13 protein-coding genes are annotated in these 15,750 nt (G+C 45.7%); 5 read left to right on the plus strand and 8 right to left on the minus strand.

What is annotated here, in order from left to right:
• Positions 1 to 44 precede the first annotated feature (44 nt).
• Positions 45 to 2,063, plus strand: coding sequence for a bifunctional tRNA (5-methylaminomethyl-2-thiouridine)(34)-methyltransferase MnmD/FAD-dependent 5-carboxymethylaminomethyl-2-thiouridine(34) oxidoreductase MnmC (gene mnmC / locus VEJY3_RS11365; protein ID WP_014232617.1), 2,019 nt, complete (start codon positions 45 to 47; stop codon positions 2,061 to 2,063).
• A 188-nt stretch (positions 2,064 to 2,251) separates the two neighbouring features.
• Here the strand turns inward: mnmC and VEJY3_RS11370 are convergent, their stop codons facing one another.
• The 3 genes from VEJY3_RS11370 to VEJY3_RS11380 all read right to left on the minus strand — a co-directional run bounded on the left by VEJY3_RS11370 (position 2,252) and on the right by VEJY3_RS11380 (position 3,733).
• Positions 2,252 to 2,776, minus strand: a complete 525-nt coding sequence (locus VEJY3_RS11370; protein ID WP_014232618.1) for an NADPH-dependent FMN reductase — start codon at positions 2,774 to 2,776, stop codon at positions 2,252 to 2,254.
• A 147-nt stretch (positions 2,777 to 2,923) separates the two neighbouring features.
• On the minus strand, positions 2,924 to 3,187 hold the full coding sequence (locus tag VEJY3_RS11375) for a YfcL family protein (RefSeq protein ID WP_014232619.1): 264 nt from the start codon (positions 3,185 to 3,187) through the stop codon (positions 2,924 to 2,926).
• Between the two features lie 15 nt (positions 3,188 to 3,202).
• Positions 3,203 to 3,733, minus strand: coding sequence for an elongation factor P hydroxylase (locus VEJY3_RS11380; RefSeq protein ID WP_014232620.1), 531 nt, complete (start codon positions 3,731 to 3,733; stop codon positions 3,203 to 3,205).
• Between the two features lie 263 nt (positions 3,734 to 3,996).
• Between VEJY3_RS11380 and VEJY3_RS11385 the strand changes: the two genes are divergently transcribed.
• Positions 3,997 to 4,620, plus strand: coding sequence for a trimeric intracellular cation channel family protein (locus VEJY3_RS11385; RefSeq protein ID WP_014232621.1), 624 nt, complete (start codon positions 3,997 to 3,999; stop codon positions 4,618 to 4,620).
• A 59-nt stretch (positions 4,621 to 4,679) separates the two neighbouring features.
• Here the strand turns inward: VEJY3_RS11385 and aroC are convergent, their stop codons facing one another.
• Together aroC and prmB are read right to left on the minus strand one after the other, a co-directional pair.
• Entirely contained in the window at positions 4,680 to 5,765 is a 1,086-nt protein-coding gene (gene aroC / locus VEJY3_RS11390) for a chorismate synthase (RefSeq protein ID WP_014232622.1), read from the minus strand.
• 190 nt (positions 5,766 to 5,955) lie between these two features.
• Positions 5,956 to 6,888: a 50S ribosomal protein L3 N(5)-glutamine methyltransferase gene (gene prmB, locus VEJY3_RS11395; RefSeq protein WP_014232623.1), complete on the minus strand. Its 933-nt coding sequence runs from the start codon at positions 6,886 to 6,888 to the stop codon at positions 5,956 to 5,958.
• Between the two features lie 62 nt (positions 6,889 to 6,950).
• Between prmB and smrB the strand changes: the two genes are divergently transcribed.
• Positions 6,951 to 7,481, plus strand: coding sequence for an endonuclease SmrB (smrB, locus tag VEJY3_RS11400; RefSeq protein ID WP_014232624.1), 531 nt, complete (start codon positions 6,951 to 6,953; stop codon positions 7,479 to 7,481).
• Positions 7,482 to 7,561: 80 nt separating this feature from the next.
• Here the strand turns inward: smrB and sixA are convergent, their stop codons facing one another.
• Positions 7,562 to 8,026 (minus strand): phosphohistidine phosphatase SixA, encoded by a 465-nt coding sequence (gene sixA / locus VEJY3_RS11405; protein ID WP_014232625.1) that lies wholly within the window; start codon positions 8,024 to 8,026, stop codon positions 7,562 to 7,564.
• 375 nt (positions 8,027 to 8,401) lie between these two features.
• On the opposite strand from sixA, the gene VEJY3_RS11410 reads away from it, so the two are divergent.
• Positions 8,402 to 11,179 carry an insulinase family protein gene (locus VEJY3_RS11410; protein ID WP_014232626.1) on the plus strand — a complete coding sequence of 926 codons (2,778 nt, stop codon included), beginning with the start codon at positions 8,402 to 8,404 and terminating at the stop codon, positions 11,177 to 11,179.
• Positions 11,180 to 11,303: 124 nt separating this feature from the next.
• Positions 11,304 to 11,552: a hypothetical protein gene (locus tag VEJY3_RS11415; RefSeq protein WP_014232627.1), complete on the plus strand. Its 249-nt coding sequence runs from the start codon at positions 11,304 to 11,306 to the stop codon at positions 11,550 to 11,552.
• Between the two features lie 73 nt (positions 11,553 to 11,625).
• Here the strand turns inward: VEJY3_RS11415 and fadJ are convergent, their stop codons facing one another.
• Positions 11,626 to 13,737 (minus strand): fatty acid oxidation complex subunit alpha FadJ, encoded by a 2,112-nt coding sequence (gene fadJ, locus VEJY3_RS11420; RefSeq protein WP_014232628.1) that lies wholly within the window; start codon positions 13,735 to 13,737, stop codon positions 11,626 to 11,628.
• On the minus strand, positions 13,737 to 15,044 hold the full coding sequence (fadI, locus tag VEJY3_RS11425; protein ID WP_014232629.1) for an acetyl-CoA C-acyltransferase FadI: 1,308 nt from the start codon (positions 15,042 to 15,044) through the stop codon (positions 13,737 to 13,739). The genes fadJ and fadI overlap by 1 nt, the downstream gene beginning before the upstream one ends.
• Positions 15,045 to 15,750 lie beyond the last annotated feature (706 nt).

Below are 15,750 nucleotides of genomic sequence, written 5' to 3' on the forward strand. Positions count from 1 at the left end.
ATCGTCCTATTGTTACCGTGCCAAATCACAAAATTACGACCAATATGACTTCAATAAAAAACGCAGAACTGGGTTGGAACGAATCTGGTACGCCAGTTTCTGACCAATTTGATGATGTTTACTTCTCTAACGTAAACGGTCTTGAAGAGACACGCTACGTTTTCCTCAAAAAAAATCATCTCCCAGAAAGATGGCAGGAGTTTGACCAAAGACGCTTTGTCATTGGTGAAACCGGATTTGGCACTGGATTAAACTTCCTAGCGGTATGGCAGTGGTTTAACGACTTTCGTCGTGAAAACCCTGAGGCAACATTAAAAGAGCTGCATTTTGTCAGTTTCGAAAAGTACCCTCTGAGTCAAACGGATCTAATAAAAGCCCATCAAGCGTGGCCAGAGTTAGCAGAGTATGCCGCGAAACTGCAAAAACATTATCCAGCCGCAGTACCAGAGTGCCATCGAATCGTATTAGAAGATGGCGCAATTACCCTCGACCTGTGGTTTGGTGATATCAAAGACTGCATGCCACAAGTACCTTATGGTGAATCAGGCTTGATCGACGCTTGGTTCCTGGATGGTTTTGCACCTAGTAAAAACCCAGAGATGTGGAATCAGAATCTGTTCAACGGCATGGCAAAACTGGCCAAGCAAGATTGTACGGTCGCGACCTTTACTGCTGCAGGCTTTGTGCGTCGTGGCTTGATTGAAGCAGGCTTTACCATGGCCAAAGTAAAAGGCTTTGGTACCAAACGCGAAATGATCGCTGGCGCGATGGAACAGCGTCAAACCCACACCAATCACTTACCCTGGTTTAACCGAACAGCGGCAAGCCATTCTGACTCAATAGCCATTATTGGTGGTGGCATAGCAAGCGCAGCCCTGGCAAAAACATTAAACCGTCGTGGTCAAAACGTCACACTGTATTGTAAAGATGTTCGACCAGCAGAAGGGGCATCGGGTAACCGACAAGGCGCCGTTTATCCACTACTTAATGGCCCTCACACTGGTGTGTCGCGTGTGTTTGCTCCTGCCTTTTTATTCGCTCGTCAGTTTATTGAGCAAACGGCGGAAGAAATCAGTTTTGACCATGAGTGGTGTGGCGTCACCCAATTGATGTGGGATGAAAAGTCCACAGCTAAGTTAGAAAGGATATTAGAAGGCAACTTCACGCCCGAGCTCATTCAGAAACTTTCAACAGAAGAAACGGCTAAAGCTATTGGCTTGCCTATCGATATGCCTTCAGTGCACTACCCTTTGGGTGGTTGGCTTTGTCCTGCGGAGTTAACTCGTGGGCTGATCGCTCAGCTTGAAAAAAATGACAATTTCGAAGCCAAGTTTGAACACAAAATCGACGCGCTCACTTGGAATGAAGAAAGTCAAAGCTGGGCACTAACATCGAATGGCCAAACCTTTGAGCATTCTACTGTCGTGATTGCCAATGGCCATGAGTTCCAAACGCTGTGCCAAACCGCAGATCTGCCGATGGGACAAGTGAAAGGTCAGGTAAGCCACGCACCAGCGACAGAAACGCTGTCTAAGTTGAAATCGGTGCTTTGCTACGATGGCTACATGACGCCTGTTAACCCAAATAATCAGCAGCTCTGCATTGGCGCAAGTTACGATCGCAGCCACTTGGATTACGAGTTTGATAGCAACGCGCAACAAGACAATGCTGACAAGCTCGTCAAGTGTGTGCCAAATCAGACGTGGACCAACGAGGTCGACATAACAGGAAACTTATCACGCCAAGGAATTCGCTGTGTGAGTCGCGACCACCTGCCATTTATTGGTAATGTAAGTGATTTTGAGTCAGTTAAAACACAATACGCAAACTTGCAAAACCAGAAGGAAGAGGAAGTTGAAGCAATTCATCAGTTCCCTAACCTATTCTGCTTTTTAGGTCTGGGTTCTCGCGGATTGAGCTCTGCACCACTGATGGCTGAACTGCTGGCTTCACAAATTTGTGGCGACCCTCTGCCATTGCCTGTAGAAGTGTTAGCTGAATTGCATCCAGGTCGGATGTGGGTTCGTAAGCTGCGCAAAGGTAAGGCGATTACTGAACTTTAGTTAAGTTTTGGCAGAAACAAAAATCGTGGTCAGGGAGCTTGTAACAACGATGCGTTATTAGAGGCTTCCAGACCACACTAAACTCGAAGGAATGACTGAGCTTAGAGATAGGTGGGGGCGCTTACCATTCACTAAACACGGGGGTCATTCCCGAGAAATAATAACGGTGGAAGTAAATCCTGGCTGGGTTACGCCAATTGAGCGACTGCTTGTTGTACTTGATCAGCGATTTCTGCATTTAGACTTGCACCTGTTTCTACGTCAAAATTCTCGTAGAAGTTTGGCACTGACACAGACGCCTTAACATCTGCACCAAAGAACTGAGCAGAACCTGTTGCCGCTGCCAATACGCTTTGTGCGCCACCAGGGCCTGGAGATGTAGCTAGATAAACAACTGGCTTGTTTTGGAATACATTACGTTCAATACGCGTCGCCCAGTCAAACAAGTTTTTGTACGCTGCAGCGTAAGAACCGTTGTGTTCAGCAAAAGAAACCACGATTGCATCCGCTTGTTCTAGCTCTCTTAAGAAGGCAATCGCACCCTCTGCCTGGCCGATCTCTTTCTCTGTATCTTCACTAAACATTGGAACTTGATAGTTGTTTAGGTCCAATACGTTCACTTGCGCGCCTTCAACTTGATTGGCTGCGTAAGTAGCAAGTACTTTGTTGATTGATGTTGAGCTGGTAGAAGCAGCAAATGCGACAATTTTCATGGTTGTATCCTTTTGTTCACTCTTTATGCCATCAGAATAAAAGTTAAACAGTTTGCCAACAACCACAAAAATTTTACGGAGAGATTCAAATTTTTCGAAGTAGTACGTAGGCCTACTTCGAAACAATTAGAAATGGGGTAGGAATAATTAAGCTTGAGCCTGTAGCTCTTGCCATAGATCGCTAACAATAATGCGATCGGATGGACTTAGCTCTGTACGAGCTTCATCTAAACTGTTGGCGATGCGAGCTTTCAGCTCTTCAATATCATTGATGCCTTCGTCTTCACACGATGCAGCAGATAAAGAGATGTGACCACGCAGATAACCACCAGCAAACAGCTCGTCATCTGATGCTGTTTCAATTCGAGCATCAATCAGTTCCAGTAGTTTTTCTTCAAATTCAATAATCATGGGGTATCTCTGAGGTTATTTAACGATAAAGTCAGACGCTTCCAGCGGCTTAGTTTGGTAAAAAGAGCGTAGCGCTTCAGACAACATTTTCACTCGTTGTGGCAATCCTGCCTCCAGAATACCTAACACTTCGTTATGCACTTTATGCATAAAACCAAGCCTATCTGGTTCAAAATCGCCGTGTAGATTGTCACAACTGACAGTAAAAGGGAAGCCAGCACTTTTAGACAGTATCCACTCGTATGCCTGAGGGCGAACTTCTACTTTCTCAAACTCAGCCTGTACCTCTGCAGTTCGGCCATCCGGCTCGTACCAATAACCAAAATCCTCCAACAAACGACGCTCAGGGCCAGCTACACACCAATGCGAGATTTCATGAAGTGCAGACGCATAGAAACCACGAGCAAAAATAATCCGGTGGTGAGGTTGCTCTTCATCCGCAGGAAGGTAGATAGGTTCATCTCCGCCCAGCTCTAATTTCGTGTTAAAAGGTTCAAGAAATGTGTCGTTAAATAGGGTGATAAGGTCTTGATAGTGGTGGGTCATCATAGATTCTGTATTTCATACGGACTTACTCTGCGTATTGTCGCTGTTTTTATCCAGCTCGTAAAGCCACACAACAGGTTTGGTTATTAGCTGGATTAATCTGAAACCTTACTTCTCGATACAATTTCTCATTCGTCACAGATCACATTTCCCACTACACTCTCGCAATATTTTATGCTCTCAGATGAGTAGAGCGTATTGATAGGTTTGAGGCACTTTCCCATCGCTTCAAGCCTGGTTGTATTTGATGTTGAGTGTCCCTTATGCTGCTAAGTGTGTTGTATGTCATTGGTATCACGGCTGAAGCCATGACTGGTGCGTTAAGTGCCGGACGAAGAAAAATGGACTGGTTTGGAGTTATGTTGGTCGCGAGTGCCACGGCCATCGGTGGCGGCACCGTCCGTGATATCTTATTAGGGCACTATCCGCTCGGCTGGGTAAAAAACCCGGAGTTTCTCGCCATCACTTGCCTTGCAGGGATTTTAACAACAGGGCTAGCGAAATGGGTGATCAAATTAAAAGGTCTGTTTATTCGTCTCGATGCGTTAGGCTTGATCGTCTTTAGTATTATCGGCACTAAAATCGCACTGGATATGGGGCTGCACCCTGGCATCTGTATGGTGTCTGCATTAGTGACTGGCGTATTTGGCGGACTACTTCGTGACCTGATTTGTCGTCAGACGCCGTTAGTACTGCATGAAGAGCTCTACGCATCCGTAGCCTTAATCGCTTCTGGGCTGTACTTAGCATTATTAGAATTTAATGTGCCGGACGTCACGGCCACTATCGTAACGCTGGTGGTTGGCTATGTGTTACGTATGGCAGCGGTTCGATTTAAATGGCGTTTGCCATCTTTCCATTTGGAAACCGAAAGCTCACTTCATTAAACATGCAAAACAAAAAAAGGTTGCCAATAAGGCAACCTTTTTTGTATTCAAAACAATGGTTAAATCTTTGGCGTCTCTGTCGTCACACCAAAGTTCTGACCACGGTGACGAAGCAAGTGATCCATCACAACAATCGCCAGCATTGCTTCAGCAATAGGTACCGCGCGGATACCAACACATGGGTCATGACGACCTTTAGTGATCAGCTGAGTTGGCTCACCTTCTTTGGTGATAGTGTCACCCGGAACCGTGATGCTTGAGGTTGGCTTAAGCGCAATATTTGCCACAATATCCTGACCGGTAGAAATACCACCAAGAATACCGCCAGCATGGTTACTGCCAAAACCTTGTGGAGAAAGCGTATCACGGTGCTGGCTGCCGCGTTGGTTCACAACATCAAAACCATCACCAACTTCAACACCTTTCACCGCGTTAATGCTCATCAGCGCATGCGCAATATCTGCATCTAAACGATCAAAGACTGGCTCACCAAGACCGACAGGCACATTGGTTGCGACAACCTGAATCTTCGCACCAATTGAGTCGCCTTCTTTTTTCAGGTCACGGATAAGCTGATCAAACGCTTCAACTTTATCAACATCCGGACAGAAGAACGCGTTGTTTTCGATTTCATCCCAATCCACTTTGTCGATAGACACATCACCCATTTGTGATAGGTAAGCGCGGATTTCTACGCCGAATTCGTCCTTCAGGTATTTTTTCGCAATCGCACCTGCCGCAACACGCATTGCTGTTTCACGAGCTGACGAACGGCCGCCACCACGATAATCACGAATGCCGTATTTTTGATGGTAAGTGTAATCTGCGTGCCCTGGACGGAATTTATCTTTGATCTCAGAATAATCTTTCGAGCGTTGATCGGTGTTCTCAATCAACAGACCGATTGATGTACCCGTCGTTTTACCTTCGAACACACCTGAAAGAATTTTCACTTCATCCGGCTCACGACGCTGTGTAGTGTAACGTGATGTGCCAGGACGACGACGGTCCAGATCGACTTGCAGATCTGCTTCTGTAATTTCTAACCCCGGCGGGCACCCGTCTACGATACATCCCAGTGCGATACCGTGACTTTCCCCGAATGTCGTCACTCGGAAATGTTGTCCGATACTGTTCCCTGCCATTACTTCCTCAAGTTATTGTCGCCACGCCTTCTCAAATCGAGGCGCAACTGCTTATCAATTCTTCGTGGATTCATAGTGGCTCTATTACGTTTTGATGTAAAGAGTAAATATTCACTTAATCTTGATGAATTCCGCATAAAAAAACACCGAGCACTAGGCTCGGTGTTTTAGAAAATGATGGGTATGGCTATTAGTCTTTGTACAGTTTGAACTCTTCTGCACATTCAACTAGTTGATCACGAGTCAGCATGAATACACCGTGGCCGCCATTTTCAAATTCAATCCAGGTAAATGGAATCTGTGGGTATTGATCCATCATATGAATCATAGAGTTACCCACTTCACAAATCAGGATACCGTTGTCTGTCAGATAATCCGGTGCATTAGCCAAAATACGACGAACCAGTTTCAGACCATCCGTACCCGCAGCCAGGCCAAGCTCTGGCTCATGCGTGAATTCGTCTGGCAGGCTGTTCATGTCTTCTTCGTCCACGTACGGTGGATTTGACACGATCAGGTTGTATTTCTCTTTTGGTAAGTCACGGAACAAATCCGAACGCATTGGGAATACTTGCTGTTCCATGCCGTGATCCTGAACGTTTTGTTCAGCCACTTGCAGTGCATCCGTCGAGATATCAATAGCATCAACTTCTGCTTCTGGGAATGCGTGCGCACAAGCAATAGCAATACAGCCACTACCCGTACACATATCCATGATACGAACTGGCTCTTCCACTAACCAAGGTTGGAATTCTGCTTGGATCAGTTCACCAATTGGGGAACGCGGCACAAGTACACGTTCATCCACGAAGAACTCAAGACCGCAGAACCACGCTTTGTTAGTCAGGTATGCGGTAGGTGTGCGATCGTTGATGCGTTTTACTACACGCTCAACAATACGCATGCGCTCGCTGGTTGTCAGGCGAGAGCTCAATACGTGTGGAGGCACATCGATCGGCAAGTATAACGTTGGCAGGATAAGCTGCACGGCTTCATCCCACGCGTTATCAGTACCGTGACCGTAAAACAGGTTCGCAGCATTAAAGCGGCTGACCGTCCAACGAATCATATCTTGAAGGGTATGTAGCTCAGATACCGCTTCTTCTACAAAAATCTTATCCAAAATTGCCTCCGAAAAGCGCTACAATACTGCTAATAAAATTTATTAATGAATTTGTTTACCTAATGAGCAAAAAAGACACCGAACACGATGACGATTTCGCCTTGTTTCAGGAAGCAGTACAGGGCGTAAAAAAGTTGCGACAGGATACCATAATCCAGCAACCAAAAAAAAATACTAAGCAAAAAGAAATCAAACGCTCAAACCGTGAAGCGAGTGATTCAGAATTTTACTTTTCTGATGAGTTTGTCCCTCTTCTCAATGAAGAAGGGCCGACTCGCTATGCACGTGACGACGTTTCCACCTATGAGGTAAAACGTCTGCGTCGCGGTGTTTATGTGCCCGACGTGTTCCTCGACATGCATGGTATGACTCAGCAGGAAGCAAAGCGCGAATTAGGCGCGATGATCGCGTACTGCGTAAAGAACGAAATTCACTGTGCTTGCGTTCAGCACGGGATTGGCAAGCATATCCTCAAACAAAAATCGCCACTATGGCTGGCTCAACACCCTGATGTGATGGCCTTTCACCAAGCGCCTTTAGAGTTTGGGGGTGACGGTGCGCTGCTCGTCCTTCTCTCGATTCCAGAGAAGTAAAAATTCGTTCAATAACAATCTGTTTTCCATAACAATAAAGGCAGGATATTCCTGCCTTTTGATTAAATTTGGTTCAACGCTTATGGCGTGATATGCCACAACACCTCACCCTGCTGGGTTTGAGGATCGTATTCGACACAAACCAATCCGGATGTTGGGAACATTGGTGGAGCCATATCTCTCACAAACTCTGCCGTTAAATATCCGACTAGCGGTAAATGCGAAACAAACAGCAACGACTCAAGCTTTTCAACTTCAATGAGGGCATTAGCATAGTCGTACACGCATTCAGATTGTCCGTAAGGCGTGATATCTTCAAACGTTTCAATACTTTGGGCCGAAAAGTGTTCGCTGACTTCTTGCCAGGTTTGTTGAGCACGGATGTACGGGCTCACGAGTACTTTGTCGAATTGAGCACAACCTTGTTCTTTGCACGCTCGGGCGACAGCTTGTGACTCATCTCTGCCTCTTTGGGTCAGTTGCCTAGCAGCGTCAGAATCCGCAAAGTGTTCGGCTTCGCCATGACGCATAATGAATATTTTCATGTTATTTCCTATGGATAGCTAACGCTACCAAAAGGTTGACTGCTATCTTTATAAGATATTCGGGGCTAATTTTAATAATGTCGAAACATAAATACTGATATAATTGTCTGTTCATTATACCAATTAGCTTGCCAAAGATAGCGACTTTCTTAACAATCTATTAAAAAAGAATATACTCAGTTCATCACCGCTTTGGCTATGCCATGAACTCAGTGCATTCCTTCAAACAGCCCTACCCATACGCAAAAGCGATGGGCCTATGCAGTAGTCTTACGAAAAACAAAAACGCAGGGAGCAGTATTTGTCGACGCGCAACATTTGCGCTGCCCCACTCAGGGTTCATAATTACTGTAATGCGAAATCTGGAGACGCATCGTGCACCTAAGTCCTAACGATTCAAATCAATACCGCTACATTACGCTGAGTAATGATTTGCGCGTGTTGATGATTCATTCCGATACAGCTCAACAGTCTGCAGCCGCTCTAGCAGTGAACGTCGGACACTTTGACGATCCTGATGATCGCCAAGGTTTAGCGCACTATTTAGAACACATGCTTTTTTTGGGTACGGAAAAATACCCTAAAGTAGGCGAATTTCAAAGCTATATTAGCCAACATGGTGGTACAAACAACGCTTGGACAGGAACAGAGCACACGTGTTTCTTTTTCGATGTCACTCCAAATGCCTTTGAAAACTCGCTAGATCGCTTCAGCCAATTCTTTACCGCACCTTTATTTAACGAGGAAGCATTAGACAAAGAGCGTCAGGCGGTCGATTCAGAATACAAGCTAAAACTGAATGACGATTCTCGTCGTTTGTATCAGGTTAATAAAGAAGTCATCAATCCAGAGCATCCATTTTCAAAGTTTTCCGTAGGGAATATTGATACGCTCGGCGACAGAAACGGTAAGTCTATTCGTGACGAAATCGTCGAGTTCCATCATTCTCAATACTCTGCTGATTTAATGACGCTAACCCTGTTTGGCCCTCAATCCCTTGATCAGCAGCAAGCGTGGGTAGAGCGTATGTTCGCGGCCATCCCTAATCATCAATTGAAAGGTAAATCGATTGATGTGCCTATTGGCACGGAAAGCAGCACCGGAATCTTTGTCCAGATTGAGCCCATTAAGGAATTTCGCAAGTTAATTTTAACTTTTCCCATGCCGGGAATGGACGAGTATTACGGCACAAAACCCCTCTCCTATTTTGCTCATTTACTGGGCTATGAGGGGGAAGGCAGCTTAATGATTAAGCTTAAGAGTAAGGGATGGATCACTTCTCTTTCTGCTGGAGGCGGTGCAAGCGGCAGCAATTACCGTGACTTTACCGTGAGTTGTACGCTTACACCAACAGGCCTCGACCACGTCGATGATATCGTTCAGGCAGTATTCCAATATTTAACCTTGATTCGTCAAGAAGGCATGGACGAATGGCGCTACCTGGAGAAACAGGCAGTGCTCGAATCTGCATTTCGTTTTCAGGAACCATCAAGGCCGCTTGATTTTGTTAGCCACCTTGTCGTCAATATGCAGCACTATCAGCCGGACGATACCATCTACGGCGATTACAAAATGGCAGGTTACGACGAAGCGCTGCAACGTGATTTGTTGAATTACTTGAGCATCGACAATGTAAGAGTGACGCTGATTGCCAAAGGCTTAGACTACGATCGTACCGCAGAATGGTATTTCACTCCGTACTCAGTGACGACATTTACCAGCGAGCAAAAACGTTTCTTCCATCAAATTGACCCACGTTGGCAATTTGTACTGCCCGAGAAGAACCCGTATATATGCTACAACCTTGATCCTATTCCTCTGGAACACGGCAACTCCCTCCCCGAGTTAATTGAAGACTTGGAAGGCTTCCGCCTATGGCATTTACAAGATGATGAATTTCGCGTGCCTAAGGGCGTGCTCTATGTAGCGATAGACAGTTCGCATGCCGTCGCTTCACCTAAAAACATCGTCAAGACTCGTCTCTGCGTTGAGATGTTTCTCGACTCACTCGCACAAGAAACTTATCAGGCCGAAATTGCTGGCATGGGCTACAACATGTATGCCCACCAGGGTGGCGTGACGCTGACTTTGTCCGGCTTTAGCCAAAAGCTTCCCCAGCTATTAGAAATGATTTTGCGCCGCTTTGCCGCTCGTGAGTTCAGCCAGGCTCGATTTGACACAATCAAACAACAGCTACTCAGGAACTGGCGAAACTCAGCGCAAGATCGCCCTATTTCGCAACTGTTCAACTCGTTAACGGGATTATTACAGCCTAACAATCCTCCTTTTGCGACGCTTGCTGAAGCACTTGAGCAAATTGAAGTCGATGAGTTGTCGGTATTCGTCGAGTCGATTCTCGCCGAATTGCACGTAGAGATGTTTGTCTATGGCGACTGGCAACGCCAGCAAGCGCATGACATGGCTACCACATTAAAAGATGCACTGCGAGTCAAAGAGCAGCGCTATGAAGAAGCACTTCGACCATTAGTGATGCTAGGTCAAAACGGCAGTTTTCAGCGTGAAGTGCACTGTGACCAACAGGACTCGGCTGTCGTGATTTATCATCAGTGCGAGGATATTGAGCCACGTAATATCGCGCTTTATTCACTGGCAAACCATTTGATGTCGGCAACGTTTTTTCACGAAATCCGCACCAAGCAGCAATTAGGCTACATGGTCGGCACAGGGAACATGCCGCTAAACCGACACCCTGGTATCGTGCTTTATGTTCAGTCTCCCAATGCAGCACCTGCAGAGCTCGTCACCTCTATTGATGAATTCTTAAATGCCTTTTACATGGTGCTGTTAGAGCTCAATGATTATCAGTGGCATACCAGTAAACGCGGCTTATGGAATCAAATTGCCACACCAGACACCACACTGCGTGGTCGCGCTCAACGCCTTTGGGTAGCAATAGGTAATAAAGACACTGAATTTAATCAGCGAGAGAAAGTACTGGCAGAGCTTAAAAAGCTGACTCGTGCAGATATGATCCGTTTCGTTGTAAATGAGCTAAAACCTAGAACAGCAAACCGTTTGGTTATGCATTCTCAAGGTCTGGCTCACATCGATGAACCGCGCATTCACTTAGGTCAGGAAATTGGCTCAATAGAAGAGTTTCAGCTACGACCGAAAGATTGCGGATTAGGATAAAGGACTTTGGTTTCAGATAAAATTGGCAGAAATTTGAAATAACGCAATTGCAGCTTATGCTCTAATTAGCTTATGCTCCAATTGGCTTATACTCAAATTACAACAACTTGCATATGAGGCACCTATGAAAAAATTCCTATTAATTGCTGCAGTTCTACTTCCATTCGCATCAGCTCATGCAGAAATCACTGTGAAAGGTGATGACTTTGAGCTAAGCAAAGACTGTGTACGCTTGAGCGGTGACAATATCTCTGTGAAGTCAGATGACTGTACTTCTAAAAATTGGGATAAAGACAAGAAGGGTAATGCGAGCGTTCACGGTGATGACAACCCAGGTCAGGGTCACAAAGATAAAAAAGACAAGAAGAAATAATCTCTTCTGCAAAATAAAGAAAGGCTTGCGAGATGCAAGCCTTTTTGTTTTCAACGTTGTTCAGCGCTGAGAATTAATAAAACGTACGTTCTTCACCCGCTCGGGTGAGTAAGCCGTCACAAGGTGCAAATCGGTCACCGTATTTCGATGCAAATTCGTTCATTTTCTCGACCAGCTCTTTCAAGCCATACTGATCCATATAACGGAAAGGACCACCCAAAAATGGTGGGAAGCCAATACCGAAAATCGCACCAATATCACCATCGCGTGGCGAACGAATAATACCGTCATCTAAACAGCGTACCGCTTCATTCAACATTGGCAGCACACAGCGCAGTGCAATATCGTTGTCGCTGAGCTTAGACTCAGGCTCAAGTTTCAATAACTTATAGACAGACTTATCGACTTCTTTCTTCTTACCTTTGTATGTGTAAAAACCTTTGCCACTCTTACGACCTTTACGGCCGTCGTTAAGCAACGTATCGAATACATCCGGACCTTTGAATCGCTCGCCCAATTCATTGACCAGAATCGGCATGATTTTAGCGCCAATATCCACGCCTACTTCATCAAGCAGTGTGATTGGCCCAACCGGGAAGCCAAAATCCAGTAACGCGTTATCTATCTTTTCTATCGGCTCGTTTGCCAGCAAGATATGCGCAGCTTCGTTCATGTAAGGTGCAAGAATGCGGTTTACGTAGAAGCCAGCTTTGTCTTTCACCACGATTGGCGTTTTGCCCTGTTTCTTGGCTAACGCAACAACCGTAGAAATGGTTTCGTCTGATGTGGTTTCATGCGGGATAACCTCCACCAGCGGCATTTTCTCTACCGGACTGAAATAGTGCAGACCGACAATATTCTCTGGACGTTCAGCTTTTTCTGCAATTTTATGGATTGGCAGTGACGATGTGTTGGTCGCAAAAATGGTCTCTGGCTTCGCGTTTGCTTCAATATCTGCGACCATTTGCTGTTTCAAATCAAGGTCTTCAAAAACCGCCTCAATAACCACATCGATCTGGTTGAAACTGGTGAAGTCTACGCCACCCGAAAGCTGCATCATTTTTGCTTGGAGTTCCGCTTTAGAGAGAATGCGACGCTTACGTTGCTTGTCGAACAACTTGTAGTTGTAGTTCAGCGCATTTAAGACCCCGTCATTGCTCACATCTTTAATTCGAACCGGCACTTTAGCTCTCGCAACGGAGACATGACTAATGCCAGCACCCATCAAACCACCACCAAGTACACCGACTTTTTTCACGGCAGCAGGCTTAGCATCCGTGCCGTGTTCTTTCTTCATCTCTGTGGTAGCAAAGAAGATGGAACGCAGCGCTTTCGATTCTGAGCTCATAACCAGTTCGCCGAAGCGCTTCGCTTCAAGCTCCTGGCCTTTAACGAACCCTTTCTCCAAACCATGCTGGATCACTTCCAAAATCGCCACTGTAGCAGGATAGTTGCCTCGGGTTTTTTCGTTGGTTTTCTTCGCGGCTTGCTCAAATACAAACTTGCGCCCTAACCCGCTGCCCGACATCAGCTTTTCTTTGGTCGACTGCTTTTTCTTACCTTTGCTTTTGCCTTTGTCGATAAATTGCTTAGCGACATCAAGCAAAATAGTCTCTGGTACACAGGCATCTACTACTCCAAGCTTTTTCGCTTTTTTAGCGCGGAGCTGTTTACCCGTCAGGATTAAATCAAGTGAAGGTAGCAGACCAATTAGTCGAGGAAGTCGCTGTGTACCACCAGAGCCTGGTAGCAAGCCTAGCTGTACTTCTGGCAGACCTAAACGTGTGATGTCGGATTCCGTACAGACACGATAGTCACACGCCAGAGCAAGCTCTAAGCCGCCTCCGAGACAAGGGCCATGAATAGCAGCAACGACCGGATAAGGCAGGTCAGACAATTGTTGGAAGAGTTCTTGTCCTTGTTTTGCCAATGCTTCCGCTTCGCTTGCGGTAGTACATGCGTCAAGCATGCGTACATCGGCACCCGCAACAAAGTTATCTGGCTTCAGGGAATGAATGATCATCCCTTTCACTCCAGTTGAGTCTTTTAGCTGTGCGAAAATTTCCTGCATATCTTCAACAAAAGCTGCCTGTAGCGTGTTCATCTTTTCATTAGGCACGTCAATTGCCAACCAAGCGATATTCTGCTCGTCAATCTTTAGACTAAATGCTTTTTGCTCGCTCATTACTCAACCTCCAGAATCATTGCTGCACCAAGACCACCCGCCGCACATGCGGTGTTCAATGCAATACCACCACCTCGACGTTTTAGCTCGCGCAGTGTTTGCGTCATCATGCGCGCCCCCGTTGCTGCAAACGGATGTCCATAAGCAATCGAACCACCAAGTACGTTGAATTTATCCATGTCGATTTCACCAATGGCTTTTGAACGGCCAAGGTTTTCTTGAGCAAACTTATCAGAGGCAAACATTTTCACGTTAGCCAGCGCTTGAGCCGCAAAGGCTTCATGCATATCAATCAGAGTCAGATCCGACAATTCCAGCCCTGTATTCTCCAATACCTTCGCCGTCGCGTAAGAAGGGCCCATTAACATGTCGGTCTCTACGCCAATAGCAGAGAAAGCGTAGCCGCGAATGTAGCCAAGGATTTCCATACCAAGCTCTTTCGCTTTACCTTCGCGCATGAGCATCACAGCCGCACCGCCATCAGTCAGAGGCGTGCTGTTTGCTGCGGTTACGCTGCCATATTGGCGATCAAATGCTGGGCGAAGTTTTGCGTATCCCTCTAACGTAGAGTCATGACGAACATTGTTGTCTTCTGAAATCCACTTTTTGTACGGTTCAGGGAAAGCGGTCATGACTTCACCTTGAATCTTGCCCTCTTTCCACGCTTGCGACGCCAGAGTATGAGAACGGTGTGCCAGAGCATCTTGCTCTGCACGAGAAATACCGTGTGTTTTCGCCATCTGCTCTGCCGTTTGCCCCATCGACAAACCCGTCGAGTACTCAGCAACCGCAGGAGGAACTGGCATTAAATCTTTAAAGCTAAGGTTTCTAAGCACATTGAGCTTTTGGCCGAGCGTTTTGGTCTTGCTGAGAGCCAGCAGGTTGGCTGCAAGCTTTTTGGAAACACCAATCGGTAGTACCGATGAGGAATCAGCGCCACCCGCGATACCGATATCAATCGTGCCTGCCATGATGCTTTCCGTAACATTAACGGCGGCTTGAAAACTCGTGGCACATGCGCGAGTCACACTGTAGGCATCGGTATGGACGTTCATTCCCGTCCCCAATACGATTTCACGTGCAATATTTGGTGCCTCTGGCATTTGTACAACCTGTCCAAATACCACTTGTTCTATTAATTTCGGATCAAGATCGGTTCGAGCAAGCATTTCACTTACTACCATCTTGCCTAAATCGACTGCTGGCACTTGGCTAAATTCCGTGCTTTGACGAGCAAAGGGAGTTCGAAGCCCCGCGACAATAGCAACGCGTTCACCATGACGCGTCTTTACTTCCTGCTTGCCCATTGTTTCTCCTTAATTAACAAGAGGTCTGACCTGACGCATTGTAATCAACTTGTTAAATTTATCAAAGGTGCGTTTAGATAAACGTGAAGCAAGTAGATCAATTACTCTAAATCACCACCAATAGCGATTTTAAAACGTTACAATGGCTATAAGTCACCTAATATCTCGATTTAAGTAAACTTTTCGCCAAGTGTAATAAAGATTGATCACAAACCGGATGCCTAGATAAATACTAGCTTTTGGCTTTGATTGATATGAAATACATTATGCTGACGGCGCGATTAACCGACTATGAACAATGAAGATAGTTGAATAAGAACTGGGTTAGAAAGCGAAATTTAGGTAAAAAAAAACCACACAGAACTGTGTGGTCGGAATATCTATAAAAACAATTAACTTACGCCAATTGAACATTAATCAGTTTCCTGATTAGGAGAAAGTAAAGTCAGCCTTCAAAAGGAAGTGTCATCTTGCTCAACATGTTAGTCACAAGGACTAACGAGATGACAGGAGTAACTATAACCGCTTCACTGATCGAGTTTTTGAAATAGATCAATTTTATATTGATTTAGCGCTTATCAAGCGATCTATTTTTTCAATCTTCCAAATAAATGCATGGCTACTGGTTTTTTATCTGAGTCGTAATAATGAAGTCTGAACCTGACTACTGTGAGACAAAACAGTTGATACTGCTAAACTCTGTATG

Source organism: Vibrio sp. EJY3 (genome assembly GCF_000241385.1).
Taxonomy (GTDB): domain Bacteria; phylum Pseudomonadota; class Gammaproteobacteria; order Enterobacterales; family Vibrionaceae; genus Vibrio; species Vibrio natriegens.